Annotated in this window: 15 protein-coding genes; 2 read left to right on the forward strand and 13 right to left on the reverse strand. The window is 42.3% G+C overall.

Going from position 1 to position 24,458, the window contains the following annotated elements; genetic code table 11:
• Positions 1 to 110: 110 nt before the first annotated feature.
• The 3 genes from gndA to zwf all read right to left on the reverse strand — a co-directional run bounded on the left by gndA (position 111) and on the right by zwf (position 4,428).
• Positions 111 to 1,535: an NADP-dependent phosphogluconate dehydrogenase gene (gene gndA, locus F9802_RS10810; RefSeq protein WP_152151787.1), complete on the reverse strand. Its 1,425-nt coding sequence runs from the start codon at positions 1,533 to 1,535 to the stop codon at positions 111 to 113.
• Positions 1,536 to 1,566: 31 nt separating this feature from the next.
• Positions 1,567 to 2,904 carry a glucose-6-phosphate isomerase gene (locus F9802_RS10815; RefSeq protein ID WP_152151789.1) on the reverse strand — a complete coding sequence of 446 codons (1,338 nt, stop codon included), beginning with the start codon at positions 2,902 to 2,904 and terminating at the stop codon, positions 1,567 to 1,569.
• A gap of 66 nt (positions 2,905 to 2,970) precedes the next feature.
• Positions 2,971 to 4,428 carry a glucose-6-phosphate dehydrogenase gene (zwf, locus tag F9802_RS10820; RefSeq protein ID WP_152151903.1) on the reverse strand — a complete coding sequence of 486 codons (1,458 nt, stop codon included), beginning with the start codon at positions 4,426 to 4,428 and terminating at the stop codon, positions 2,971 to 2,973.
• Between the two features lie 208 nt (positions 4,429 to 4,636).
• Between zwf and F9802_RS10825 the strand changes: the two genes are divergently transcribed.
• Positions 4,637 to 5,005, forward strand: a complete 369-nt coding sequence (locus tag F9802_RS10825; RefSeq protein ID WP_152151791.1) for a winged helix-turn-helix transcriptional regulator — start codon at positions 4,637 to 4,639, stop codon at positions 5,003 to 5,005.
• 332 nt (positions 5,006 to 5,337) lie between these two features.
• On the opposite strand, the gene F9802_RS10830 is transcribed toward F9802_RS10825, so the two are convergent.
• The 4 genes from F9802_RS10830 to F9802_RS10845 all read right to left on the reverse strand — a co-directional run bounded on the left by F9802_RS10830 (position 5,338) and on the right by F9802_RS10845 (position 10,716).
• A complete protein-coding gene (locus F9802_RS10830; protein WP_152151793.1) occupies positions 5,338 to 6,117 on the reverse strand; it encodes a creatininase in 780 nt (259 codons plus the stop codon).
• A 27-nt stretch (positions 6,118 to 6,144) separates the two neighbouring features.
• Positions 6,145 to 7,560 (reverse strand): amino acid permease, encoded by a 1,416-nt coding sequence (locus F9802_RS10835; RefSeq protein WP_152151795.1) that lies wholly within the window; start codon positions 7,558 to 7,560, stop codon positions 6,145 to 6,147.
• 352 nt (positions 7,561 to 7,912) lie between these two features.
• On the reverse strand, positions 7,913 to 9,151 hold the full coding sequence (locus F9802_RS10840) for a M24 family metallopeptidase (RefSeq protein WP_152151797.1): 1,239 nt from the start codon (positions 9,149 to 9,151) through the stop codon (positions 7,913 to 7,915).
• A gap of 254 nt (positions 9,152 to 9,405) precedes the next feature.
• On the reverse strand, positions 9,406 to 10,716 hold the full coding sequence (locus F9802_RS10845; protein ID WP_152151799.1) for an MFS transporter: 1,311 nt from the start codon (positions 10,714 to 10,716) through the stop codon (positions 9,406 to 9,408).
• Positions 10,717 to 11,295: 579 nt separating this feature from the next.
• On the opposite strand from F9802_RS10845, the gene F9802_RS10850 reads away from it, so the two are divergent.
• The gene (locus F9802_RS10850; RefSeq protein ID WP_152151801.1) at positions 11,296 to 13,008 is read left to right on the forward strand and encodes a PucR family transcriptional regulator; all 1,713 of its coding nucleotides are present in this window, start codon (positions 11,296 to 11,298) and stop codon (positions 13,006 to 13,008) included.
• Between the two features lie 379 nt (positions 13,009 to 13,387).
• On the opposite strand, the gene fabF is transcribed toward F9802_RS10850, so the two are convergent.
• The 6 genes from fabF to F9802_RS10880 form a co-directional block, all read right to left on the reverse strand.
• Positions 13,388 to 14,623 carry a beta-ketoacyl-ACP synthase II gene (gene fabF, locus F9802_RS10855; protein ID WP_152151803.1) on the reverse strand — a complete coding sequence of 412 codons (1,236 nt, stop codon included), beginning with the start codon at positions 14,621 to 14,623 and terminating at the stop codon, positions 13,388 to 13,390.
• A 385-nt stretch (positions 14,624 to 15,008) separates the two neighbouring features.
• Positions 15,009 to 16,808, reverse strand: a complete 1,800-nt coding sequence (locus F9802_RS10860) for a hydantoinase B/oxoprolinase family protein (protein ID WP_191991875.1) — start codon at positions 16,806 to 16,808, stop codon at positions 15,009 to 15,011.
• A gap of 6 nt (positions 16,809 to 16,814) precedes the next feature.
• Positions 16,815 to 18,956, reverse strand: a complete 2,142-nt coding sequence (locus F9802_RS10865; protein ID WP_152151807.1) for a hydantoinase/oxoprolinase family protein — start codon at positions 18,954 to 18,956, stop codon at positions 16,815 to 16,817.
• A 460-nt stretch (positions 18,957 to 19,416) separates the two neighbouring features.
• A complete protein-coding gene (locus F9802_RS10870) occupies positions 19,417 to 20,826 on the reverse strand; it encodes an MFS transporter (RefSeq protein WP_152151809.1) in 1,410 nt (469 codons plus the stop codon).
• A 315-nt stretch (positions 20,827 to 21,141) separates the two neighbouring features.
• The gene (locus tag F9802_RS10875; protein WP_191991877.1) at positions 21,142 to 22,632 is read right to left on the reverse strand and encodes an NCS1 family nucleobase:cation symporter-1; all 1,491 of its coding nucleotides are present in this window, start codon (positions 22,630 to 22,632) and stop codon (positions 21,142 to 21,144) included.
• A 376-nt stretch (positions 22,633 to 23,008) separates the two neighbouring features.
• Positions 23,009 to 24,349, reverse strand: coding sequence for an ArgE/DapE family deacylase (locus F9802_RS10880; RefSeq protein WP_152151813.1), 1,341 nt, complete (start codon positions 24,347 to 24,349; stop codon positions 23,009 to 23,011).
• Positions 24,350 to 24,458 lie beyond the last annotated feature (109 nt).

The following is a 24,458-nucleotide window of genomic DNA, read 5'->3' on the forward strand; positions in this document are numbered from 1 at the left end:
TAACAATTACATCATTAGCAAACAATGTTTTGTGCGTCGGATACCGTTATTGGTGAATATTCGGAAAGGCCGCATGTTTGCGGCCTTTTCTGTTTTTGTCTATATAACTATTAATTTAACACCTTTTGCGTCCACTCTGTATGGAAACTGCCTTCCTTATCTATACGCTGATAAGTGTGGGCACCAAAGTAATCACGTTGCGCTTGTAAAAGATTAGCCGGCAGCGTTTCTGTCCGATAGCTGTCATAGTAAGCTAAAGCACTTGAGAATGCCGGTACCGGAATCCCCTGCCCAATAGCTATACTTAAGACTTCACGCAAAGCCGATTGATAGCTTTCTACAATTTCTTTAAAATACTCATCTAACAACAAGTTTGCCAATTTAGGATCACGGTCATAAGCATCCTTAATCTTTTGCAGGAATTGCGCACGGATAATACAGCCGCCGCGGAAAATCATCGCGATATCACCATAATTAAGATCCCAGTTATATTCTTCAGATGCCGCACGCATTTGGGCAAAGCCTTGTGCGTACGAACAAATCTTACTCATATATAAAGCTTTGCGTACAGCCTCAATGACAGCCTCTTTATTACTGCCAAGATCTTTTCTTTCCGGCCCTTTTAACAATTTGCTTGCTTTTACACGTTCTTCTTTCATAGCAGAGATAAAACGGGCAAAGACAGATTCAGTAATAATCGGAAGTGGGACACCTAAATCTAAAGCACTTTGGCTCGTCCATTTACCTGTACCTTTTTGACCTGCTGTATCTAAAATGACATCTACAAGAGGCTTCCCTGTATCCTCGTCTACTTTTGTAAAAATATCTGCAGTAATTTCAATTAAATAACTGTCTAATTCACCTTTGTTCCACTCCGAGAATACTTCATGAAGTTCTTGCGCCTGTAAGCCGAGTACATGCTTCATGATAAAATAAGCTTCCGAAATGAGCTGCATATCGCCGTATTCAATGCCATTATGAACCATTTTTACGTAATGACCGGCACCGTTAGGCCCAATATACGTACAACAAGCATCCCCTTCTACTTTTGCTGAAATCGCCTCTAAAATCGGTTCGATCAGCTCAAACGCTTCTTTTTGACCACCCGGCATAATGGAAGGACCTTTTAATGCTCCTTCTTCTCCTCCAGAAACACCCGTCCCGATAAAGTGAATACCTGTTGATTCTAATTCTTTGTTGCGTCTGATCGTGTCTTGGAAAAAAGTGTTGCCGCCATCGATAAGAATATCTCCCTTTTCAAGATAGGGTTTCAACGAATCAATCGTTGCGTCTGTTGGTGCACCGGCTTTCACCATTAATAAAATTTTGCGCGGCTTTTCTAATGACTGCACAAACTCCTCAATGGTGTTCGTACCAATAAACTTTTTCCCTGCAGCTTCTGTCTTTAAGAATTCTGTTGTTTTTTCAGGTGAACGATTGTACACAGCCACCGAGTAGCCCCGGCTTTCAATATTCAAAGCAAGGTTTTTTCCCATTACTGCTAAACCGATAACACCGACTTGTTGTTTTGTCATAAATGATCGCCCCTAAATAGATTGTAATTAGCTAACTGGATAAGCACTGCTCAAGTTTATTTTTTTCTTTTTCGAAGCCCGGCTTGCCTAATAGTGCAAACATGTTCTTCTTGTATGCCTCAACACCTGGCTGATCAAATGGATTGACGCCGAGCAAGTAGCCGCTCACGGCACAAGCCTTTTCGAAAAAGTAAACTAGCTCTCCAAAGTTATATTCGTTCATTTCATCTAATTCGACAAGCAAGTTAGGTACTCCTCCATCTACATGAGCCAATAATGCACCTTGAAAAGCTTTTTTGTTGACTTCATCCATCGTCTTGCCGGCTAGAAAATTCAGTCCATCAATATTGTCCGGATCTGCTTGAATCGTCAGATCAATCGCAGGTTTCTTCACTTGCAACACAGTTTCGAGCAAATGACGGCGGCCTTCCTGCACATACTGGCCCATGGAATGCAAGTCAGTCGGAAAATTAACCGATGCCGGAAAAAGACCTTTATGATCTTTCCCTTCACTTTCTCCAAATAACTGCTTCCACCATTCAGCTACATACTGTAAAGACGGTTCATAAGTAACGAGCAGCTCAATGTCTTTCCCTTTTTGATGAAGAGTATTGCGGACAGCAGCGTATTGATAACATTCATTCGTTGAAAGGTCCGAATTATTATAAGTATAGTACGCCGCCGCTGCTCCTTCCATTAATTCATCAATATTTATTCCAGCAGTTGCAATAGGCAAGAGACCAACTGCGGTGAGTACAGAATATCTTCCGCCAACGTCATCCGGAATCACAAAAGTTTCATACCCTTCTTCATCAGCAAGCTGTTTCAAAGCGCCTTTTGCTTGGTCAGTCGTTGCGTAAATACGTTTTCTTGCTTCCTCTTTTCCATACTTTTTCTCCAAATAGTCACGGAAAATACGGAATGCTATAGCTGGCTCCGTTGTTGTTCCAGATTTAGAGATCACATTCACAGAGATATCTTTATCCTCTAAAAGCTCGAATAAATGAGTAATATACGCAGCACTCAGATTCTGGCCGACAAAATAAACTTTCGTCGTATCGCTCATTTCGTTATGGAAACTATGAGACAATGCTTCAATCGTTGCTCTTGCCCCTAAATAAGATCCGCCGGTGCCTATCACTATAAGAGCATCTGATTGATCTTGGATTCTCTTGGCCGCTTGCTTAATTCGCAAAAATTCATCTCGATCATAGTTGATTGGCAAATCAACCCAACCGAGAAAGTCAGATCCAGGACCTTTTTTTTCATGAAGCCTATTATGAGCTACATTGACAAAGTCACTTACATGATCCAAGTCACTTTTTTTCATAAATGATAACGCGTTAGAGTAATCAAAAGAAATTGCCATACAGTACTTCCCCTCTCTATTCAAAATTAATATTATTTTTCTCCGTATCGGAGGACTAGTTCTTGCCTACCACCACTTAAACCCGTCTTCCTGCAATAATTGATCAGAAGCTTCCGGCCCCATGGAACCTGAAATATATGAATGCAGGGGAAGAGTATTCGCTTCGAATGCCTCTAAAACTGCTTGCACCCATTTCCAGGATAATTCAACTTCTTTCCAATGGGCAAAAAACGTAGGGTCCCCGCGCAAAGCATCGAAAATTAATCGTTCGTATGCTTCCGGCACTTCTTTGTCACTAGCTGAAAAGCTTAATATGACGGGTTCGGTTTCGCCATGGTTTAATGGATTTTTAAGATTTAATTGTAATGAAACAGATTCATTCGGACTGATCTCGATGGTTAAAAGGTTGGGCGCCTGCCCCTCGTTATCAGCTGCGTATAAATCGTGTAATGTATTTTTAAATTCAATAACAATCCTTGTTGATTTCTTTTCCATTCTTTTTCCTGTACGAATATAGAATGGTACCCCGCTCCACAGAGAATTATCAACCCACATACGTGCAGCTACAAATGTATCATTTGTTGAAGAGGCATCTACTCCAGGCTCTTCTTTATAGCTAACAACACGTTCACCATTGATTTCTCCTGAATCATATTGTCCGCGAACTACGTGAGAAGCGACATTTCCTTTCCCAACTGAACGAAGACTTTCCATGATTTTTCTTTTTTCGAGCCGAATATTTTCAGGACTTATTCGTTCCGGCAGCTGCATCGCTGTCATCATCAACATTTGCAGCATATGATTTTGGAACATATCGCGGATCGCTCCCGCCTGGTCATAATAACCTGCCCTTTCTTCGACGCCGACCGTTTCACTCGCGGTGATTTGAACGTTGGCGATATGATGGTTATTCCATATAGCCTGAAGCATAGGGTTAGCCACCTTTAAGGACTCAAGGTTTTGCACCATCGGCTTTCCAAGATAGTGATCAATACGATAAATTTCATCTTCTTCAAAAGCTTCGCTTAGTTTCTCATTTAATTCTTGGGCAGATTTCAAGTCATGACCAAATGGCTTTTCAATAATGAGACGTTTCCATCCTTTGGAAGAACCTATTCCACTTTCCTGAATGTTCGATGTGATGACATCAAAGAATTCAGGACCTACCGATAAATAAAACAGCCGGTTTCCATGTATGCTTAGTTCTTCTTCTCGGCTTTGAACTAATTCAAGCACTTGTTTATATCCTTCACTATTCGTTACATCCAGCGCACAGTAGCGAAATGCCTGAAGGAACTCATCTATTTGGGCTTCATTATTAACAAAACGTCTGGAGAATTTACTCAAAGATTCTTTCACATGCGATTGAAATTCCTTATTAGACCATTCGCGCCGGCCTAACCCAATAATTGAAAATGGTTTGGAAAGTTTTTCATCGAGAAATAAATTGTATAAAGCAGGGAAGATTTTTCTTTTAGCTAAGTCCCCTGTTGCGCCAAACAAGACAAAGCTGACCGAATCCAGTTTGAGCGTGTTTAAGACCTCGCACGTATTCTCCGTGGAAAGAATTTCACGCGGAACAGTTACCTCTTTCATTCCATCCCCTCCTAATGTTCTTTATCACCTGTACTAATGTAAGTATATCGTGTATAATATTGAATTGTAAGTATGCACTTTTTAATCATATAGTCACAAAAAGTATACCACTAAATATGCGAAGGAGTTGAATAGTATGGGACATCTTTGCAACAAAGTGTTTAACTGTGAAAAAGAATTGACCCTTTCCGTTATCGGGGGAAAATGGAAAATGCTTATTTTGTGGCATCTTGGTAAAGAAGGAACAAAACGGTTTAACGAACTAAAATCGCTGATGCCTGGTATCACCCAAAGAATGCTTGTTAATCAATTGCGGGAACTGGAAGAAGATCTGATTGTTCACCGTGAAGTTTACCCTGTCGTTCCTCCGAAAGTAGAATACTCATTAACGGAACAGGGAGAAAGTCTAATTCCTATTCTCGAGATTATGTATGAGTGGGGCAAAAATTATAAGAAAACCACCGCCGTAAAAGCCGGAATACAAATCAACGATTCCGTAAAGTAAGTATGCTTTATTCTTTAAAACATAAACAGCAAGATATACTATCATGTCATATAAAAACCATGTGCAAAGACTTTATAAAGGCTCGGTACATGATTTTAGTATGTACACATATAGAATTTCCTATTAAAAACGGCTGATCCTATAGAGTTTTTGATGGGGTTTTTTTAAAAATACCTTAACCCTATTTAACATTTAAAAGACGAATGTGTAAATGTCAAAAGGTAAAAAGGCTGTCCCAAAAGCAAAGAGCCAAACGCCTCCCCCACTAAATGTAGAGGGGGAGCTTGGCACTTGCGGGGCAGCCTCTTTTACTATTCACATGAAATTTTCTGTCAATCAGTGATCGTCACTTTTGCGAAAAACTCCTTCTCCAAAAAAGAAACAATATTATCTGTAGAGTTTTCAATAATTAAACGCCCTTTTTCAGCGGAACTGGATCGTGCTGTATGAAGACAGCCTGATGGCGGGATCAATGAAGGTGATGGCGGAAAACTTTGGTACGTAGGTGGATTGTCAATCCCTTCATCTACAATTAATTCTTCACGTACAAGCTCTGGCGCAAAATGCATCATCATCGATGTTTCCGCAATTGCAGCGTGTTCTAAAGCCCACCCCGGGAATTTCACTTCATCAAATACTTGAGGTATGACTTCCTCTGATAAATTATCCCACCAGTTAGAAAGTAAAATTTTAGGATACTCCTCTTTTTGGTTTCTCATAATGAGATCTGCAGCTTCAGCGAGAAAAGCCTCATTTTCATAATGACAGCTTACCATCAATATTTTTTGCCATCCGTCGTGTAAAAACTCTTCGAGCAAGTCATACACTAAAGAAATGACAGTCGAGCCTTTTAAATCAATCGTACCTGGAAACAGCGGGCCGCCGCCGCTCGCAGGAAGTGATTTATACCCGTAAGATACGGTCGGTGCGACTACGGCATTTACTTTCTCCGCTATCGATAAACTGATCTTTTCAGCCAGCATCGCATCAACACCAAGCGGTAAGTGGGGGCCATGTTGCTCTATTGAACCGATAGGTAAAATTAAAATGTTATCTTTTACTTTTGATTGATATTCTTGCCAAGTCATATTCGCCACTAAATGTTTATTCATAAACACTCGCCTCGCCTCTATATTATGTTATTCAATCTTAACATCAATTTTAGATAAATCATTTTCAACAACATCGGCATTCGTTAATTTTTTTCGTTCAATGTTCGTTTTAATTACATAAAGGAGGACCACAACGACTGCACTTAATAAACTTAATATTAACTGTGAGCGGGTTGCGGAGTTAAAAGCCATCGATCCAATGATCGCGGTCATTGCCATGATAGACCCAATAGTCAGATAAGGATAGGCCCACATACGCAGCTTAAGACGTTCCGGCGTTTCGCGCTCGATCTTTTTGCGAAGCCGCAGCTGGGAAATAGCAATCAGCAAGTAGACAAAAAGAGCAATAGCCCCTGATGAATTTAACAAAAATTGGAACACTTTATCCGGTGATATGAAAGCCATAATAACGGATATAAACCCAAATATTGTACAAGTAAGAATAGCCTTTAACGGCACTCCTCTCTTCGTCACATCCAGCATCCATTTAGGGGCATCTCCCTTATCGCCTAAAGCGAACAACATCCGGGATGCAGTGTATATGCCTGAATTTAAGCAAGAGAGCACCGCTGTGACGACGACTAAATTCATAATCATGTCAGCACCGGGGATGCCAATTACTTTAAGAGCCCCAACATATGGGTTTGTAAGCGCTTTAGAGTCATTCCAAGGAACGATAGCTACAATTAAAAAAACGGAGCCTACATAGAACATCATGATACGAACAATAACAGAGTTTACGGCTTTCACTACTGCTTTTTCAGATTCGGCTGACTCTGCTGCCGCAATCGTTACGATCTCAGAACCAACGAAGGAGAAAATAATAGTAGCTACAGCAATAAATACTGCGGCGGAACCAAGAGGCGTGAATCCACCATGTGCCGTCAAGTTAGAGAAGTCCATCGTTGTTCCGGGCAGCAGACCTAAAACGTAAGCTCCACCGATGCCAAGAAACAAAACGATTGCGACAATTTTAATTAAGGAAAACCAATATTCAAATTCACCAAAAGCTTTAACCGAGAAGAGATTGGTTATTGTCAACACTATTAGTAATATTAGATTTAACGCCCAAAGAGAAGCATCAGGAAATAACCAAGCTCTTAATATAGCAGCACCAGCGATCGCTTCTACAGCGATCACGATCACCCAGAAGTACCAGTACAGCCATCCCACAGTAAAACCTGCCCAATTTCCAAGTGCCTCCCGCGCATAATCTGAAAACGAACCTAGTGAAGGCTTTGCGACGACCATTTCTCCTAGCATTCTCATAACGAGAATAACTAAGATTCCAGCCATTAATGCGGTGAAGACCGCTGCTGGTCCGGTAATCTGTATGATGGCACCACTGCCGACGAACAAGCCTGCCCCAATCGAGCCGCCAAATGCGATCATCGTCAAGTGGCGCGTCTTTAGGCCCTTCTGCAGCTTATCTCCTTGATTCATATATAGATAGCCCCTTTATTATATAGATTATTTATCATATGGATGCTACACAATTCAATTGGATGGCAAGCACTTCCAATAAGCATATCTAAATAGAATTCTTTTAAAACAGGATAATCCCCCCAAATATTAGCCGCGAAGAAAAAACGAACAAAGGAATGTCTTCATTTAAAGAGTTTATAACCACCCCCAACCTTGGCATTCCCTAGTTGGGAGCAATTATAAATAAGAAGGATTAATTGAATTAAATGGCTTTACCGCCACTGTTGCCGTCCATTGCTTTACTTTTTCGAAATAAGAAATTGCTTTAAAGTCTAAATCTTTGTTTTGAAAGAAAAGAACAATGATCGGATTACTTTGTAATAATGTTATGCTCCGGACCAAATGGGAATTTAGTGATGTTCTCCGCCCCATTCTCGCTAATGACGAGGATGTCGTGCTCGCGGTAACCGCCAGCTCCCGGCTCTCCTTCTGGAATCATGATCATTGGTTCCATAGACACAACCATGCCTGGCTCCAGCACCGTTTCGATATCTTCCCGCAGTTCCAGTCCAGCCTCACGTCCATAGTAGTGGCTCAGTACGCCGAATGAGTGTCCGTAACCGAATGTCCGGTTCGCTAACAAGTTGTGCTCGCGGTAAATCTCATTTAATTCAGCGGCGATATCCATACATCTAGCCCCCGGCTTGATCAGTTCAAGGCCGCGTCTGTGCACTTTGCAGTTAATTTCCCACAGCTCCAGATGGCGGTCAGACACTTCTTCCAAGAACAATGTACGTTCAAGTGCCGTGTAGTAACCAGCGATCATCGGGAAGCAGTTCAGGCTCAAAATATCTCCTCGCTGCAGCTTGCGGGAAGTCGCCCAGTTGTGAGCGCCGTCCGTATTAATGCCGGATTGGAACCAAATCCACGTATCTCTCAGTTCAGCGTGCGGGTACGTGCGGGCAATTTCGCGCACCATTGCTTCTGTGCCATGCAGCGCCACTTCGTATTCCGGTACACCTTCGCGAATCGCTTCGACAACGGCCGCTCCGCCGATATCCGCAATGCGGGCACCGTTTTTAATCAAATCAATTTCCTCGTCAGACTTAAACATCCGATGCCCCATCACCGCCTGAGAAACGTCCACAAGCTCTGTTTTTGGCAGGGCATCCTGCACTTGGCGACGTAAATCGAGCGTCATATGGTCATTTTCTACACCGAGACGCCCGCTGGAGAAGCCTCCCTCATTTAATACCTTTTTCACCGCATAAAGAAAGTTGTCTCTTTTCCAGTCTGTGTAGACAATATTCTCGTCAAAGCTGCGTCTCCACGGCATGCCGGCATCAATGTTTGCGCTTACAGTAACATGCTTGTCTTGAGTGACGATCAGCGCATACGATCTGTTGAAAGACGTGTACAGGAAGTCACTGTAATAATTGATGTTATGGTAAGAAGTAAACATAACGGCATCGATTCCAGCTTTCGCCATATACTCGCGCAAACGGGTATTGCGGCGTGTCATTTCCTCTTTGGAAAAAGTAGGTTTTACTTTCTCTCCGCCATTCTGTAAAATTTTTGTTCTTTCAAGATCTGTGATTTGTTGTACCATGTTATTCACCTTTCCTTTTCCACAATTTTTTTAATAAAATATTTCTAGTTACTATTAATCTTTCACTTTCCTATCGTGCCAACATTTCATATAGCAATCGGAAAGGTTGCTATTGCGCGCGCCCTGATAACGGAGGATCACGAGTGCTGCGGAGATTAACGGGGCAAATTATAGAACACCTGACACCCGAAGTGACATGACAGTCATGCATTATGCACCAACTCTCTTATAAAATTCCTTTTAAGCGTTACTTACTACTCCTGATGCATGGATGTGTTCGCTGTTTCCTTTGTTCTTAACAAGGCTATAAATGCGATGAAAGCGGCTGCCATCAAGTAGAAGGCAGGAGCGAACGTGTTATCCGTCTGAAGAATCAGGAATGTTGCTATAAATGGGGCTGTCCCTCCGAAGATAGCGTTACCCATATTGAAAGATAATCCGAAACAAGTGTACCGCACAGAAGTTGGAAACATCTCAGATAGGAAGGTAGCAAGTACTCCATCATTTCCGGCTAATATGGCACCGAGTAAGATCTGTGCCAGCACGGCGTACATACCACCTTGGGAAAGAAGTGCAAAAGCTGGATAAGTAAACAGTATAAACAGTACACTAGCACCGATAAGCACCGGCTTCCTGCCGACCCGATCGGCGAGCGAGCCCACAAATGGGAGCAGGATGACATAAGTGGTTAGTGAGATAATTGTCGTAAAAATGGCCTTCATACTATCGAAACCTAACTCCTTAACAAGGTAAGTTGGCATGTAGCTGAGAATAGTGTAGAAGCCGACAGCATTAAGACAAATAACTCCGAAAGCAACTAAAATCTGCTTCCGGTTCTGGCGGACGCTCTTGAAAACGGGGGCTTGAGTCTCCTCATGCTCTTTCTCAGTAAAAACAGGCGTGTCCTCCAGTTTCATGCGTATATAGAGAGCAATTAAACCTAGTGGGCCTGATATAAGAAAAGGAATGCGCCATCCCCAGCTGTGCAAGGCATCTTGCGTTAGGTTGTACTCAAGAAGAACCGCAGTCAAAGCCCCAAGCAACAGGCCGGCAGCTGTACTTGCCGGCACCATGCTGACAAGAAGCCCTCTTTGTGAATTTGGTGCGTATTCAGCAATAAACAAGGAGGCTCCAGCATACTCGCCAGACGCCGAAAAACCTTGGACGATACGGCATAAAAGAAGTAACAGCGGTGCTGCGATACCTATCGTAGCGTAACTTGGTATGAGTCCAATTGAAAACGTCGCTAGTGACATCATGATGAGTGTAAGAACCAAAATACGCTTTCGCCCAAGCTTGTCTCCATAATGACCCCAAACGAGGCCTCCAATAGGTCTTGCTATAAAGGAGACGGCAAATACTCCAAACGTTCCGAGCAACGCTACCTTTTCGTTACCCGGAGCGAAGAAGACGACAGCAATGATCGTGGCCAGATATCCGTATGAAGCATAATCAAACCATTCGATTAAATTTCCAATAGCCGCCCCAAAAACGGCTTGTTTCACTCCAGTAGATCGATTTTCTTCACTTACTATCGTTTTTTCTACCTGTTGTTGTATTGACATTAATTTTTTACCCCCATGTCTTTAGGAATTGGCCAAAAATATCTAATATTAACATTATTCAGATAATTTCGATCAAAAAAAATTTCGAGTTTGGCTTCCAAAGGCTGGATAACAAACAATAGGTCAGAAAAAAGAAGATGATGGGACAGCTTTCTATGATTGTTTGATCTCGTACTTTCTCAGACAAATTGTAAATAACTACTCTAATAATGACTATTCAACTGCTATGCGCGGAAAGAATCTATCATTTTATCATCCTCCATTTCTGTATAAACAGTCCTTGTGACTAATTTGTTTTTTGCCGCCATTACTTAATGATTCAAGCTTTACACCCGTTAGCTGCATGCGATTAGTCAGCTAAATCTGTTGGATGAGCCTTCCATCATAAAGTCATAGGCTGAAGTAATCGTTCGCAAAAAATGACGAAAATTCTTAATATTCTGCATGGATTTCATGTAAGCGCTAACTTATAATAGGAATAATACCATTCTATTACATCTTATTACAATTGGACATTACGCTTAAAATCAAATTATTTTTTTGGAAATTTTGTATCGCTTGCACAAAGGAGGAAAAGTAATGATTACAGTTAGAGAAGCATTGCTTTTATCGGACTTGAATGGTGTAACAGTTCGCGCTGGAAAAAGAGGTTTGTTTCGTAAGATCCGCTGGGCACACGTTATTGATCATGATGACATGAGGCACTTCCTTGAAGGGGGAGAGCTGCTTATGACATGCGGACAAGTATGGCCTCAAGATAAAGCATCAGAATCCAGGCTTCTTAAAGGGTTTTTACGGCATCAAATTTCCGGTATTTTGTTTGCAACCGGCCGTTATTTAGAAGAATGTCCTCCAGCCGTTTTGGAATTTGGTGATAAATATTCTATTCCGATTTTAGAAGTACCATTTCACTTGCAATTTATTAAAATCACCCACTCTATTCACCAAGAAATTATGAAGCGTGAGTTTAGAAAAAAAGAATTGACCGCACAGCTTCCTTCAGAATTGGCCGGAGAATTACGATCTGCAAACAGCGGTGCGGATATTTGTCGTATCCTTGCCAAATTTTTCAAGTGCCCCGCTGTGATTACCGATTCTACGAACAAAGTGTTAGATAAGATCATTCCAACCGAAGGGAAGCGCATGAACCTTTCGCAAATAATGGACAATCTTACTGGGATATTAAACGATGAACTTTTGGATAATAGTCAACATGAAAATGAGTCGATCGCAACGGAGGGACAAGCTATCTATGTACCAACTAAAACTCCTCCTTATGCCATTGCTTCCCCGCTTCGAATCGGAGAGAAACATTGGGGAACCCTTTGGCTTATGAACTTTTATCAGCAGTTTGAAGAAGCACATACCTTTGCTCTTGAATATGCAGCTACTGTTCTTTTAGATATCCGTCTCAATCAACAAGAAGTAGGAGTGACCCGTAAAAAATTAAGAGCAGAGTTAATGGAGCTGCTATTTGAAAATCCAAAAACAGCCTCCATATTAATGGAAGATAGAATGCGTAAGCTTGGATTGGCTCCGAACGAGAATTGGATAGCCGGGTTTGTACTTCCTGGAAAAAAAGAGATACCACTCAGCCTATCCATTGAAATGGATTTTTTAAGTAATGAATGTACAAAATGGGTGGATGAAACGGAAGGGATAGACGGTTTCTGTGAAGTATATGAAGGCCGGCTGACTTTATTAATCTCCTCTAATCTTGAATATGAAGAAATAAAAAACTATTTAAAAGATTTATACAATCACGTGCAAAACATTTATAAGCAAGTAGTGCCCGTTTTTGTGTTTGGTGACATCAAGTCAGACTTGCTTTCTTTAGTGGAAAGCTATCAGAAGGCAAAGTCTCTGGCCCCGCTTGTTCAGTTCTCAAGCCCTGAAGGAGGGGTCTATTTTGCAGATGAATTACGGGGCGAATTGCTTCTTTATGGGGGAATGAATGCAAGTAAAGCCAAGGAGTTTCGAAACCTCGTATTACCAGAAGAGCTTCTTTCCGAACGGGGTTCAGTGCTCTATGAAACGCTAAAGTGTCTCGCGTCTCATAATTATAATCGCGAAATTGTTGCCAAAAATTTGCATATTCACCGAAACACCTTAAGGTATCGAATTGACCGGATTGAACAATATTTACAGGACAGCCTCTCTTCCTCAAGGTGCCAGTTTTGGATTCAAGTAGCTTTAGACCTTGAGTCGCTTGCGAATCAAAATCACGTATCTTCTTTAGAAACAGAAGGTGATGAATATAAAGAGAAAGTTGTTCTCCCGACTATTTTATAATTTTATGTTTATTGAACTTTTCCACAATCCGTGTGCAACTTTTATTTTATCAGTGAGCAGTGTGCATATTACGGCTGTTCTCGCGCATAAATCGAACTTGGCCGTGCAGAAAATCGGGACAACCCGTGCACAAAGCCCGGCGGCCGGCGCATAAGTTTGTTTGCTGTGCACAATTCAATGATTCCTGTGCAGAAAACCGTTATAGCCGCACATAAATGCCAATGACCGGTGCACAATGCAGCACTGCTTCACTTTGTTTATTCAACAGGGGGCTGTTCCAAAGTCTGTTAAGCGCCGACTTTGGAACAGCCTCCATATTCATTTAAAAAGATGAGCATCCGATTTCAACTACCTTAGTCAACAATGAGTATGCGAATCTTCATTCATACCTTTTTAATACAATAGCTGAATTGTGCCCCCCAAAGCCAAATGAGTTGGAGAGACCAATGTTTAGTGGAACACTCCGCGCACCCTCTGAGACATAATCCAAGTCACACTCCAGATCAGCAGTCTCTAAATTAATCGTTGGAGGTACTATACCTTGTTGAAGGCTTTTCACTAGAGCAATTGCCTCAACTCCACCAGCGGCGCCGAGCATATGCCCGAGCATCGATTTGTTAGCTGTCGTTGGAATTTGATAGGCATGGTCTCCAAATAACCTCTTTATAGCTAATGTTTCGGACATGTCACCTACTTGTGTACTCGTCGCATGAGCACTAATAACGTCTACCTCACTCGCTGCTATATTCGCCTTGTTCAAAGCATTTTTCATTGCCGCATAAGCCCCTCTTCCTTCCGGGTGCGATGCGACCATGTGATACGCATCTGAACCTGCTCCATATCCGATCACTTCACTATAAATAGGAGCTTCCCGGCGCAGCGCGTGTTCCAGTGATTCCAACACTAATATACCCGCTCCTTCACTCATGACAAACCCATCCCGATTGGCATCAAACGGCCGGCTCGCTAAAGCTGGTTCCTCGTTTCTCATAGATAAAGCTGTTGCATTTCCGAAACTCGCCAACGATAATTTCGTAATGGCCGCTTCCGCTCCACCGGCAAATATAACATCTGCTTCACCGTTGCGAATGACATTGAACGCTTCACCGATAGACGTGTTACCAATAGAACACGCGGTTACTGGCGACAAGGATGGACCATATGCCCCTAATCTAATGCTTATTTGGGCAGCGGCCGCATTCGATATCATCATAGGCACCAAACTAGGGCTTACTCTTCCTGGTCCTCGTTCGTTTAATAAATTGACATTATCAATAAAGGTATTGATTCCTCCAATCCCGGAACCGACATAGACGCCAAACCGTTCCCGGTCAATCTTGTCCAGTTTTAATTGAGAGCTTTCCAAAGCTTGCTCAGCTGCCGCTAAAGCAAACTGGCAGAAACGATCCATACGCCTTGCTTCTTTGCGTCCCCATCGGCCTTCTGCATCGAAGTCACGGACAATACCAGCTATTTTTGTTTTGGAATCAGATATATCAAACGTATCAATTAATGTAATTCCAGACTTGCCTTTCGTTAAATGGTGCCAGAAAGTATCTATATCATTCCCTAGTGGTGAAATAACCCCCATTCCAGTAATGACCACTCTCTTCATTTAAACTCCTCCCAACATCCATGCCGTTATCACACTATGTTTACAAATAGGAAAAACAGCCAAGACTTTCTTAAAAAGCACTTGGCTGCTTTTTGATCCCTTGATTTACTTTGATAAAAATGAAAACGCTCGCCTGTTGCTTATTAAACAAGGCTGTTTTCGCAAACTTTATTGCTATTTACCAAGTCGTGCGGTGTGGTTGATTGCAGCGAGAGATGCTCTATTGGATCGGGGCGGGCGGTGAGCCTCCTCGACGTAAACGCCTGTGGGGTCTCACCTGTCCCGCTATTCCCGCAGAAGTCTCGCACTTCTGCTCCAATCAACCTTCAACAGTTTTCGTTTTAAAAACAACAATCTCTTAGAAAAGAGCCTTAAGCAAAGAGCATTATTCCGAATAAACGGGCAACCTCCCCCTTGTTCTTCTTATTTCTTCTCTTCTTTGCTCCGTAGCTAATGCATCCAGCTTATTATTCTCGATGACTACTCCATAATCACGATAAGCCGTTTCAACCGAGACAATCTCATCTAATACATCTTCAAATACTTGCTCGGCCGATCGCTGGAGTGGATCCCCGTATCCCCCGGATGATGGGACTAAGATTTGCACAGACTCCCCCGCCTGGAAACGATGGCCATTGATCTTAGACGGAAGTTCTTCAGGAACGCTATCCGGATTTTTAATCAGATTAGCACTTGTTCCAGGGAGCCCGCCTTTGTATCCCCATGGACGGACCGTATGTTTATCTCCTTCCATCGTCATAAATCCATCTGTTAAGAAGCGGTTCCATCGCACGATCCCCAATCCTCCCCGCCATTGACCGGCTCCTCCTGTATCTTCGCGGAGCTCATATTGCTCACAAACGAGAGGGATGTGCATATCAAGGTCTTCGATTGGATTGTTCATTGTATTCCATGAACTGAAGTCTACAGCATCCATTCCATCTTTGCCTGGGCGTCCTCCATAAGACCCCTCATTGACTTCAATATAAACCCAGTACTCATTCTTTTCGTCTAACCCGGCATAAGAAGCAAATTGCAGGTTGGCTGCACTGCCTGCGCATGTCTGATTAGGCAGGACAGGAGTTAATGCTTTAATGATCAAATCTGCCACAGTGTTCACCTGGTTACCACGGCTAAACAAAGCGGCTGGTTTAATTGGATTAAAGATACATCCCTTACGTGCTTTGATCTTAATTGGACGGAACGCCCCTTCGTTCGCCGGAACATCTTCTTCGGTAGTAAATGTATCCAAAAATATGGAACGCAGTACACTATGAACACTTACACAAAGAGCGCCAGAGTAGGCCACATTAAATGCAGTGGATACTTGATCAGCTGAACCGGAAACATCTACTTCCAGCTCCTCTCCTTGTTTCGTCATTTTCACATGGACTTTCAGCGGCGTATCCAAATGACGGCCATCATTATCAAGCCATGACTCAGCCTCGTACACACCATCAGGAATTTTAGCAATTTCTTTTCTCATCATTCGCTCAGAGTAATTCATCAACTCTTCGCAAGCCAAAATAACAGTGTCCTTTCCATACTTATCCATCAATTCAATGAACCGCTTGACTCCTAACCGGCAAGCTGCAACTTGTGCTTCCAAGTCTCCGATTACTTGGACAGGCGTGCGCACTTTTTGACGAATCACTTCAAATAAAGTTTCGTTCCGTACTCCTCTGTCATAAAGCTTTACCCCGTTTAAAATTAAACCTTCTGCGTATACATCGGGCACATCGATCATGAGTCCAGGCTGAGCGCCTCCCATATCTAAGTGGTGGGCGGTCGCTCCTGCGTATCCAACGAGCTCTCCTTTATAAAATATCGGTTGACACAAAGCAACATCCGGAGAGTGAGAAGCACCCGCATAAGGATCGTTATTCCAAATAATATCGTCGGGATGTTGGTTATCTCCCAATTTTTCCTGGAACCCCCGAATGTATCCCGGTAAACAGCCAAGTTGCATAGGGGTAGAGTCTGCTTCAGCTAATGTGTTACCAAATACATCAAAAATTCCTGCCCCGAGATCTTCCGATTCACGAATAAGTGAGGAGTAAGCCATCCGGTACATGACGTGCGCCATCTCTTTCGCTATAGTCTTTAATGCCCCGCCGATCACTTGCAAAGTCACTGGATCAATTTTATTTTGAACGATAGCTTGGTTCGTTTGATTGGTCGTCATATTCAATTACCTCACCTTCGTGAAAAGTTTTTCAACTGATTCTGCTGCGCCGCCTTGTGCCACTTTTGATGCGACAAATAAAGTTCCATTTTCTGAAACAGTCGCTTGCCAATGTGGTGGCACCGAGGTTGTCGAGTCACGCTGTACGATAATGGCAGGTCCCATGATCAAGTCGTGTGCCAGCAATTTGCTTCGATCGTAACGAGGAGTAGGGAAACGTTTAATCTCACCGTCCACCTCAAATACCGTTTCACGCTCATACATGAGTGCTTCGTTCGGATTGATCCGATCGCCAACCTCTAACTTTGGCATATTTAATGAAGGTGTTTTTCCTGTAGCGACGATGCGCAGAGTAATTAATTCCACCACATTGTCAGGGAAATGATGACCATACTCTTCTTCATGCGCCTCGTGGAATCTTTGACTAATCATCGCCATGGATCGCTCAGTAAGCGTTCCGTCTGGAATGGATGCACGCAATTCAAACCCTTGCCCTGCATACCGGCACTCGGCTATTCGCTCGATCAAGATGTCCTCTGGATTGACTCCATCCTTGATCAATTGAGCGTAGGCAGTGCTAGATAGATCCTCAAGTTCAGCGTTAATTGACTGGATTGTTTCATCAGTGATTTTGTCGATACGGTTAATATGAGATTTAATAAAGTCGTATTTAAGGTCTCCAACTAATAAACCTGTCGCTGCGCTAATTCCCGGATAATTCGGGACGATGACTAAGTTACAGCCTATCGTTTCAGCCAAGTCAACGGAGTGAAGCGGCCCGGCACCACCCGCTGCAAACAAGGCAAATTCACGCGGGTCTATCCCTTTACTTACCGACTTGGCACGGATACAAAGAGCCATATGGTTGTTAATAATTTTAAGAATGCCGAGAGCCGCCTCTTCTACAGACATATCTAGTTGACGGCAAAGTGTTTCTTCCACTGCTTTATAGCTTAATTCAGGGTGCAATTGGAGATCTCCTCCAAGAAACTGTTCGGGATCGAGACGTCCAAGTATGACGTTGGCATCAGTTACACACGGAGACTCTCCTCCTTGCCCATAACAAGCCGGACCTGGATTGGCGCCTGCACTTCTAGGTCCTACCCGGAACGCCCCGCCGGTATCAATGTAGGCAATCGATCCGCCGCCTGCGCCAATAACTTCTACATCAATCATCGGAACAAGCACTGGATAGCCGTTCGCTTCCGCATCACGAGGATTAATAATTTTCGGTGTGTTATTTGGAATGACGGAAATGTCCGCTGAAGTGCCGCCAATATCTACACTAATGAGATTAGGAACTCCCTCCAGCTCACCGCACCAAGCAGTAGCCAATACGGCTCCTGATGGCCCCGACTTCAGCAAGGTTACTGGTTTTTCCGTTGCCATGTCACTAGTAGCCATGCCGCCTGAGGACTGCATAATGTGAAGCTCTCCTTGTAACCCGGCGTTATCGAGAGCACTCACTAAATGATCTAAGTATCGGCTGACGCGCGGGGCAACATAGGCATTCATCGCTGCCGTACTAAATCTTTCATACTCCCGCATTTGAGGAGCAATTTCACTAGAAGTAAAGCATTGTACTTCCGGCCACATTTCCTTTACGATTTCCTTCGCCCGTTGTTCGTGTGCATCATTTAAGAATGAAAAGAGGAAAGAAACGACTACAACATCTACTTTTGACTCTTTCAGCCGCTGCACCGCTTCGCGAACTTCTTCTTCATTCATCGGTACTTTTACGCGGCCATCCGGAGCGGCCAGTTTCTCTGTGATAGGAATACGGTTTCTGCGCAATACTAAAGGATCCGCTTGCCAAGGAAGATCTTGCTGAATGGAGAAATTCTCTGCCTTTTTATGACGGGCAATGTGCAAAATATCCCGGTAATTTTTAGTAGTCAACATCCCGACTGCAGCACCGTCACGCTCAATGATAATGTTAGTGGCGACCGTTGTTCCGTGAAGAACATAGTCTACATCTGTTACAGGAACCTCGGCATTTTTACATAGTTCTTGAATGCCATTGATCACCCCGATAGACTGATCCTCAATCGTACTTGGAACTTTGTGGACGTGAATTTTATTCGTTAATTCATCAACTAGTATTAGATCAGTAAACGTTCCACCAACATCAACACCTACTCGAATCATATGAACAGCTCCTTTTTTCTAGTTTCTCTATTAAAATAATCAAGCGCTTTCATTCTTTTCCGAAAGTATTGAATCGAAGAAAAACCTCAGCTGCTGTATGTAAGAAACAGGGCCGATCCTGTTACCTCCTTACATTTCCCATAGGTGTAATTAAACGGCTATCCTTACGAAAAAAACCGCGTTGATCCTAACTGTGCTGCAATCACCCCTTTCAAAGAACCTGTTCCCTTCTTCTATTAATGAAGAAGAAGGGGCTCTAAATAAATAACCGGTAAGAATGCTTTTTCATTCACTTTCTTTATTTTTGGCTGCTTTCGTAAACTTTGTTGCTATTAGAAAAGGGTTGGTTGATTTCCGCTCCAGGATGCTCGCTTTCCGCGCCAATCAACCCTTTTGCTACACTTTTTGTCATAAGAATATACTACAAAAACAACCATCTTTTAGAAAATAGCCTTATTTTTTAATTGACCTTCCATTCAGACGAGCTTTCAATTGAATCAACTTCTTCTTTCGTATCCACATCTATTTTCTCATCTGCAATTTCATCTAATGGCTTGGATTTCGTCTCATCACCTAAAAGTAAGGTAGAGATCATTCCGATAAATAAAACACCCGTCGTCATAAGAAACACACCGATAAATCCTAAAATAGGATACATAAAACCAATGTAAATGGGAGCTAATAACCCTCCGATCCTTCCAAAAGCAGAAGCGGAACCCGTGCCTGTAGATCGAATAATTGTAGGGTATTGTTCAGGCGTATACGTATACATCCCGGCCATTGCCCCTACCATAAACAGCGATGTGAAAAAACCAGCTATAAGGATTGCTGTTGAAGCGTCCGCCTGGCTCAAAAAGAAAGCTGAAACCGAAGCGAGTCCTAAATAACTAACAATCACTTTTTTCCGGCCGATCATATCATTTAAAAAGGCTGCGGAGAAATATCCAGGAATTTGTGCAAGATAGATAAGAATCGAAAAACCGAATGATTTTGAAATTTCAAAGCCTTCGTTGTAGAGCAATGTTGGCAGCCATGTAAAAAAGCCGTAATAAGAAAAGATAACAGAGAACCAAAGAACCCATAACATAATTGTTTTCTTTACGAAGGCTCTTTTCCATAAAGCAAAGAAGCTTCCTTTTTGCTGAGCCGCCGGACTCGCCGTTGTTGCAGCAGGGGCCGGCAGTTTTTCACCTAAAGCTTTTTCAACGCTCTTCTCCATTTTTTTCATTTCCTGGTCAGCCTCTTGTAACCTGCCTGCTGATTCCAGCCATCTAGGAGATTCAGGCAACACTCTTCTCCAGTAAATAACTAAAAAGATAGGCAAGGCCGTTATAAAGATAGCAAGACGCCAGCCATTATCCGACATCGGAATGATAAAATAAGCGAGAACAGCAGCAGCTACATAACCAAAAGAGTGGAAACCTGTCAATGCACCAATATATTTTCCCCGATATTTACTCGCAATTAACTCTGCTAAATAAGGAGCAAGGATCGCACTTTCACCACCTGTACCAAATCCAGCAATGATACGCAGCCAAAAAAAGTGTTCCCATTGACCTGCAAACGCACTAACTAAGGTAGCTAGACAATAAATAACTAGTGTATACATGATGACTTTTTTTCGGCCGATTTTATCACCCAAATAGCCGGAAAGAAGTGCCCCGAAAAAATACCCAATAAGAACGGAACTGCCTAATAACCCGGCTTGTCCAGATGATAAGTTCCATAGACCGATAATAGATGGCAAGACGAAAGCTACCATTGCAATATCCATGGAATCAAACGTATTTCCAAACCCACTTATTACTAATAACTTCCTGTTATACTTATTATCAGGGATTCTTTCAATTCTAGAGCCAATATTGGCCATCCTTTGCCCTCCTCTTCGGTAGCAGCATTACTTGTTTTAATTGTCGTAATGTCGTATAATGTAATTGAAATGTCGAAATTTCAGTATTTTGCAAAAAATTACCCATTTAGTTTGCTCGGATACTCCTATCTTCCCTATTACTCTTATTGAAATGATAGAGCCCCACGGATAATATACTGAATATTTAAAAAACTATAGGCATAAAAAACGGCTTCTTCCTTTCATCAATCATTTAAACAACACAACAAATTATGTCAATATTGGTTAATAAACAAACTATTATAACTCATTTTTAATTTATTATAAAGATACAAATCAATTTACTGTTTCAATCTCATTATTCGTTACCTCTTCCAATTGATCTTCTTGCTCTTTAACAGATATAGGAGAGTGTAGACGCATCAAACCGATATAAGCCAAAAAGGAAAGAACGACTCCTAAAAACCAAGAGATGTCATATAGCCCTTTCAAAGAAGGCACAAACGCCCCAATCAAAGCAACCGCAGCACCAAATCCGGTGGCAGCAAACGCTCTATAGTTATAGCCTTTAAAATAAGTGTACTCTCCTTCTAAAGAATAGATATCGTTCATATTAAGTTGGCGCTTGCGGATAATGTAATAATCAGCAATCATCACACCAGCGATTGGACCAAGCGCACCTCCAATCAAGTTGAGGAGAGTAAAGATTGTATCAGCATTCTCCATTAACTTCCAAGGGAATGTAAAGAGAGCTGCAAACATTGTAATGTAAAAGCCTCGTTGGAAAGTGATCCACTTTGGAAACAAATTGGCTAAATCATAAGCCGGTGAAACTAGGTTGGCAATAACATTTACCGTGATCGTTGCTGCTGCCAGCATAAGAGCTGCAATGGCAATGATAACCGGTCTGTCAAACTGTTGGAGAAGTACGATGATATCCCCTACCGGCTTCCCAAAGACGACTGTTGTAGCAGCTGTTGCTGTAACTGTGACAAACGTAAATATAGTAAATGTTACTGGGAGTCCATATAATTGGCCTTTTATTTGATCTTTCTGTGATCTCGCAAATCTGGTAAAGTCGGGTATATTTAGAATTAAGGTCGACCAAATCCCAATAATACCTGCTACTGCACTAATGAAAGGGAAAAATGCTGTTCCGAACGTCTCATACTTCCCAGTTTGAGAGAATATCGTATTCAGCCCGCCCCCTGCATCAATCGCCCACCAGAGTAAGCCGATTAATACAATATATACTAAAGGACCTGTAAATGCCTGGAATTTCTTCAGTGACTCCATCCCCCGCTTTAACACTAAGAAGTGCAGCGACCAAAAGATTAAAAAAGAAAGCAATCCTGGCAGGCCGATTCCTAAAAACGTCCAGTCTCCCCCTAGATTAGCCCAACCTGGCCAAAAGAGTGTGAACGCTATATTAAACGCTGCGCTCCCTGCATACGCCTGTATGCCTAACCACATAATCGCAACTAGCCCGCGTAATACGGCTGGAATATTTGCCCCTAATGTTCCATAAGAGGTTCGAATCAATACCGGGAATGGTATTCCATATTTAGATCCAGCATGACCATTAAGTGCTAAAGCTCCATAAAGGATAAGCGACGCAGTAAAAATAATCGCAATAACTTGCCATGGTGAAAACCCTAAAACAACTAATCCCCCAATTGTTGCATATGTCGGAATATTATTGATAACACCCATCCACATAGAAGCAAAGTTTTGTGTTTTCCAAGTCTGATCCTCCGGCAGTACTGGTAACAAGTCGGGGTTACTAAGAGAACTTGCCTTCTCTTCACGAAGATTAGATAGATTCATAGACAACTCCTTTGATTTTTATATAATTAATGAAACGCTCATATAAGAGTGCTTCATCAATATTAAGCGCTTACAAATAATGCAAAAATCTTAATATATGCGGGAATAACTTGTTGTCTTCTGTTCTTCTAAAGAGGAGTTAATTACTATCTGAAGGAGACTGAACTGAGTGTCTATTACAATACTATGGGCGGCAGTTTCATTGAGTTTAGGGGTTATAATGTTTTTGTTTTACTTAATTGAGAGTTTTAAAAATGACTTCACTCCTCCATTCAATATTGCTTACTTTTCGGAGTGAAGTCTTGTTCTAGTGTGAAGTTTTTTGAAACAAACTTGTGTAATCCTTACTTCTCATAGTTCATTACTAGTACTCTTTTTATTTCGTAATCTCTTCGTATCCACTCCATTCTAATATGTTTAAAACATTCGTTTCGACACAGTCTAACCAATCCTGCACATTCACCCACTCATCAGATCCGTGGAGATTGCCGCCTTTCGGACCGTAGATGATGGCAGGCATATTCATGTAAAGAAGCGGGAAACGAATATCACTAAATGTAGGCATTCCGAAGATTTCTGTTGTTCTGCCTACGACTTCATCAATGTTTGACTTGACCATTTGAACAAAAGGATGACCAGGGCTTATTTCGGCTGGGCTTGTGTGCCATTCGTAAGTAATTTCCGGTGGGTTTTCCGATAGCCACTCATCTTGGGCAGCCACTCTCTTAACCGCTTCCTCAATTTGTGCCTTCACTTCTTCAAGAGTTTCATTCGGCGGATAACCAATTGTCCCAGTTAGTTCACATTCAGCTGGCACTTTATATGCCCATTGACCAGCATTGATCATCGCTGGAGTTAAGTTACTTGAACGAACTTGCATATCGGAAGCAGCGAAATAACGTTCAAATGGTGCATAGCTGACAGTTTCTACCCGCTTATTGTCTAACTCGATTAAAGCGTCATATATTTTCATGGCTTTGCCGATGGCATTAATTCCGACTTGACCGTTTAAGTTGTGAGCAGCTACTCCTGTCACTCTTATTTTGAAAATTAATCCGCCTGCACAAGCAATTTGAGGTCCCGCTCCTGTTGTTAGTGGATGTGGGTAAATACATGCATCTGCCTTAAAGTTCTGTTCTTCAAGATATTGGGTCATCGCAACAGCTCCACCGGCTCCTCCTACTTCCTCATCAACAACAGATATGGCGGTAATGTTTCCTTTTGGTTTTAATCCCAATCCTTTAATGACTTCTAATGCCGCAAGGATCGAACCAAAGCCGCCTTTATTGTCAGCCGTTCCCCGGCCATACATCAATCCATTTTCGATCACTCCATCGTGTGCTGGATATTTCCAGTGCACTAAGTCTCCCACCGGAACGGTGTCCACGTGAGTAAACAACAGCAGTGACTTTTCTTGATCTGTTCCAGCCCACTTACCGACTACATTTGGACGTCCCTCGAATCCTACGAGCCGTTCTACTTCTGACTCTGTGTATTCAGGATGACGGCGAACTTTTGCTGCATCGGCAACGAATGTATCCACTTCAAGACCAAGTCCTAACATAATTTGTTTAATATGTTCTTGAACAGGTCCTTCATATCCTGTTTCACTAGGAATTTGGATTAATTTTTGTAATCCTTCAATCAAGCCATCTCGATTCTTTTGCATATAAGTACTCACTCTTTGACGTACTCCATTGGACAATAATGTCTCCATTTTCAACACTCCTCAATTATTTTTTTAGATGATGCGTGGAAAGCTTGGGCAATTAGACATCGATGATCATTAAGACTTAAAATATGTGTATAAAATTGAAAAAGCTAGT

Origin of the sequence: Bacillus aerolatus, from assembly GCF_009183655.1 — a bacterium.
Lineage (GTDB): Bacteria > Bacillota > Bacilli > Bacillales > Domibacillaceae > Pseudobacillus > Pseudobacillus aerolatus.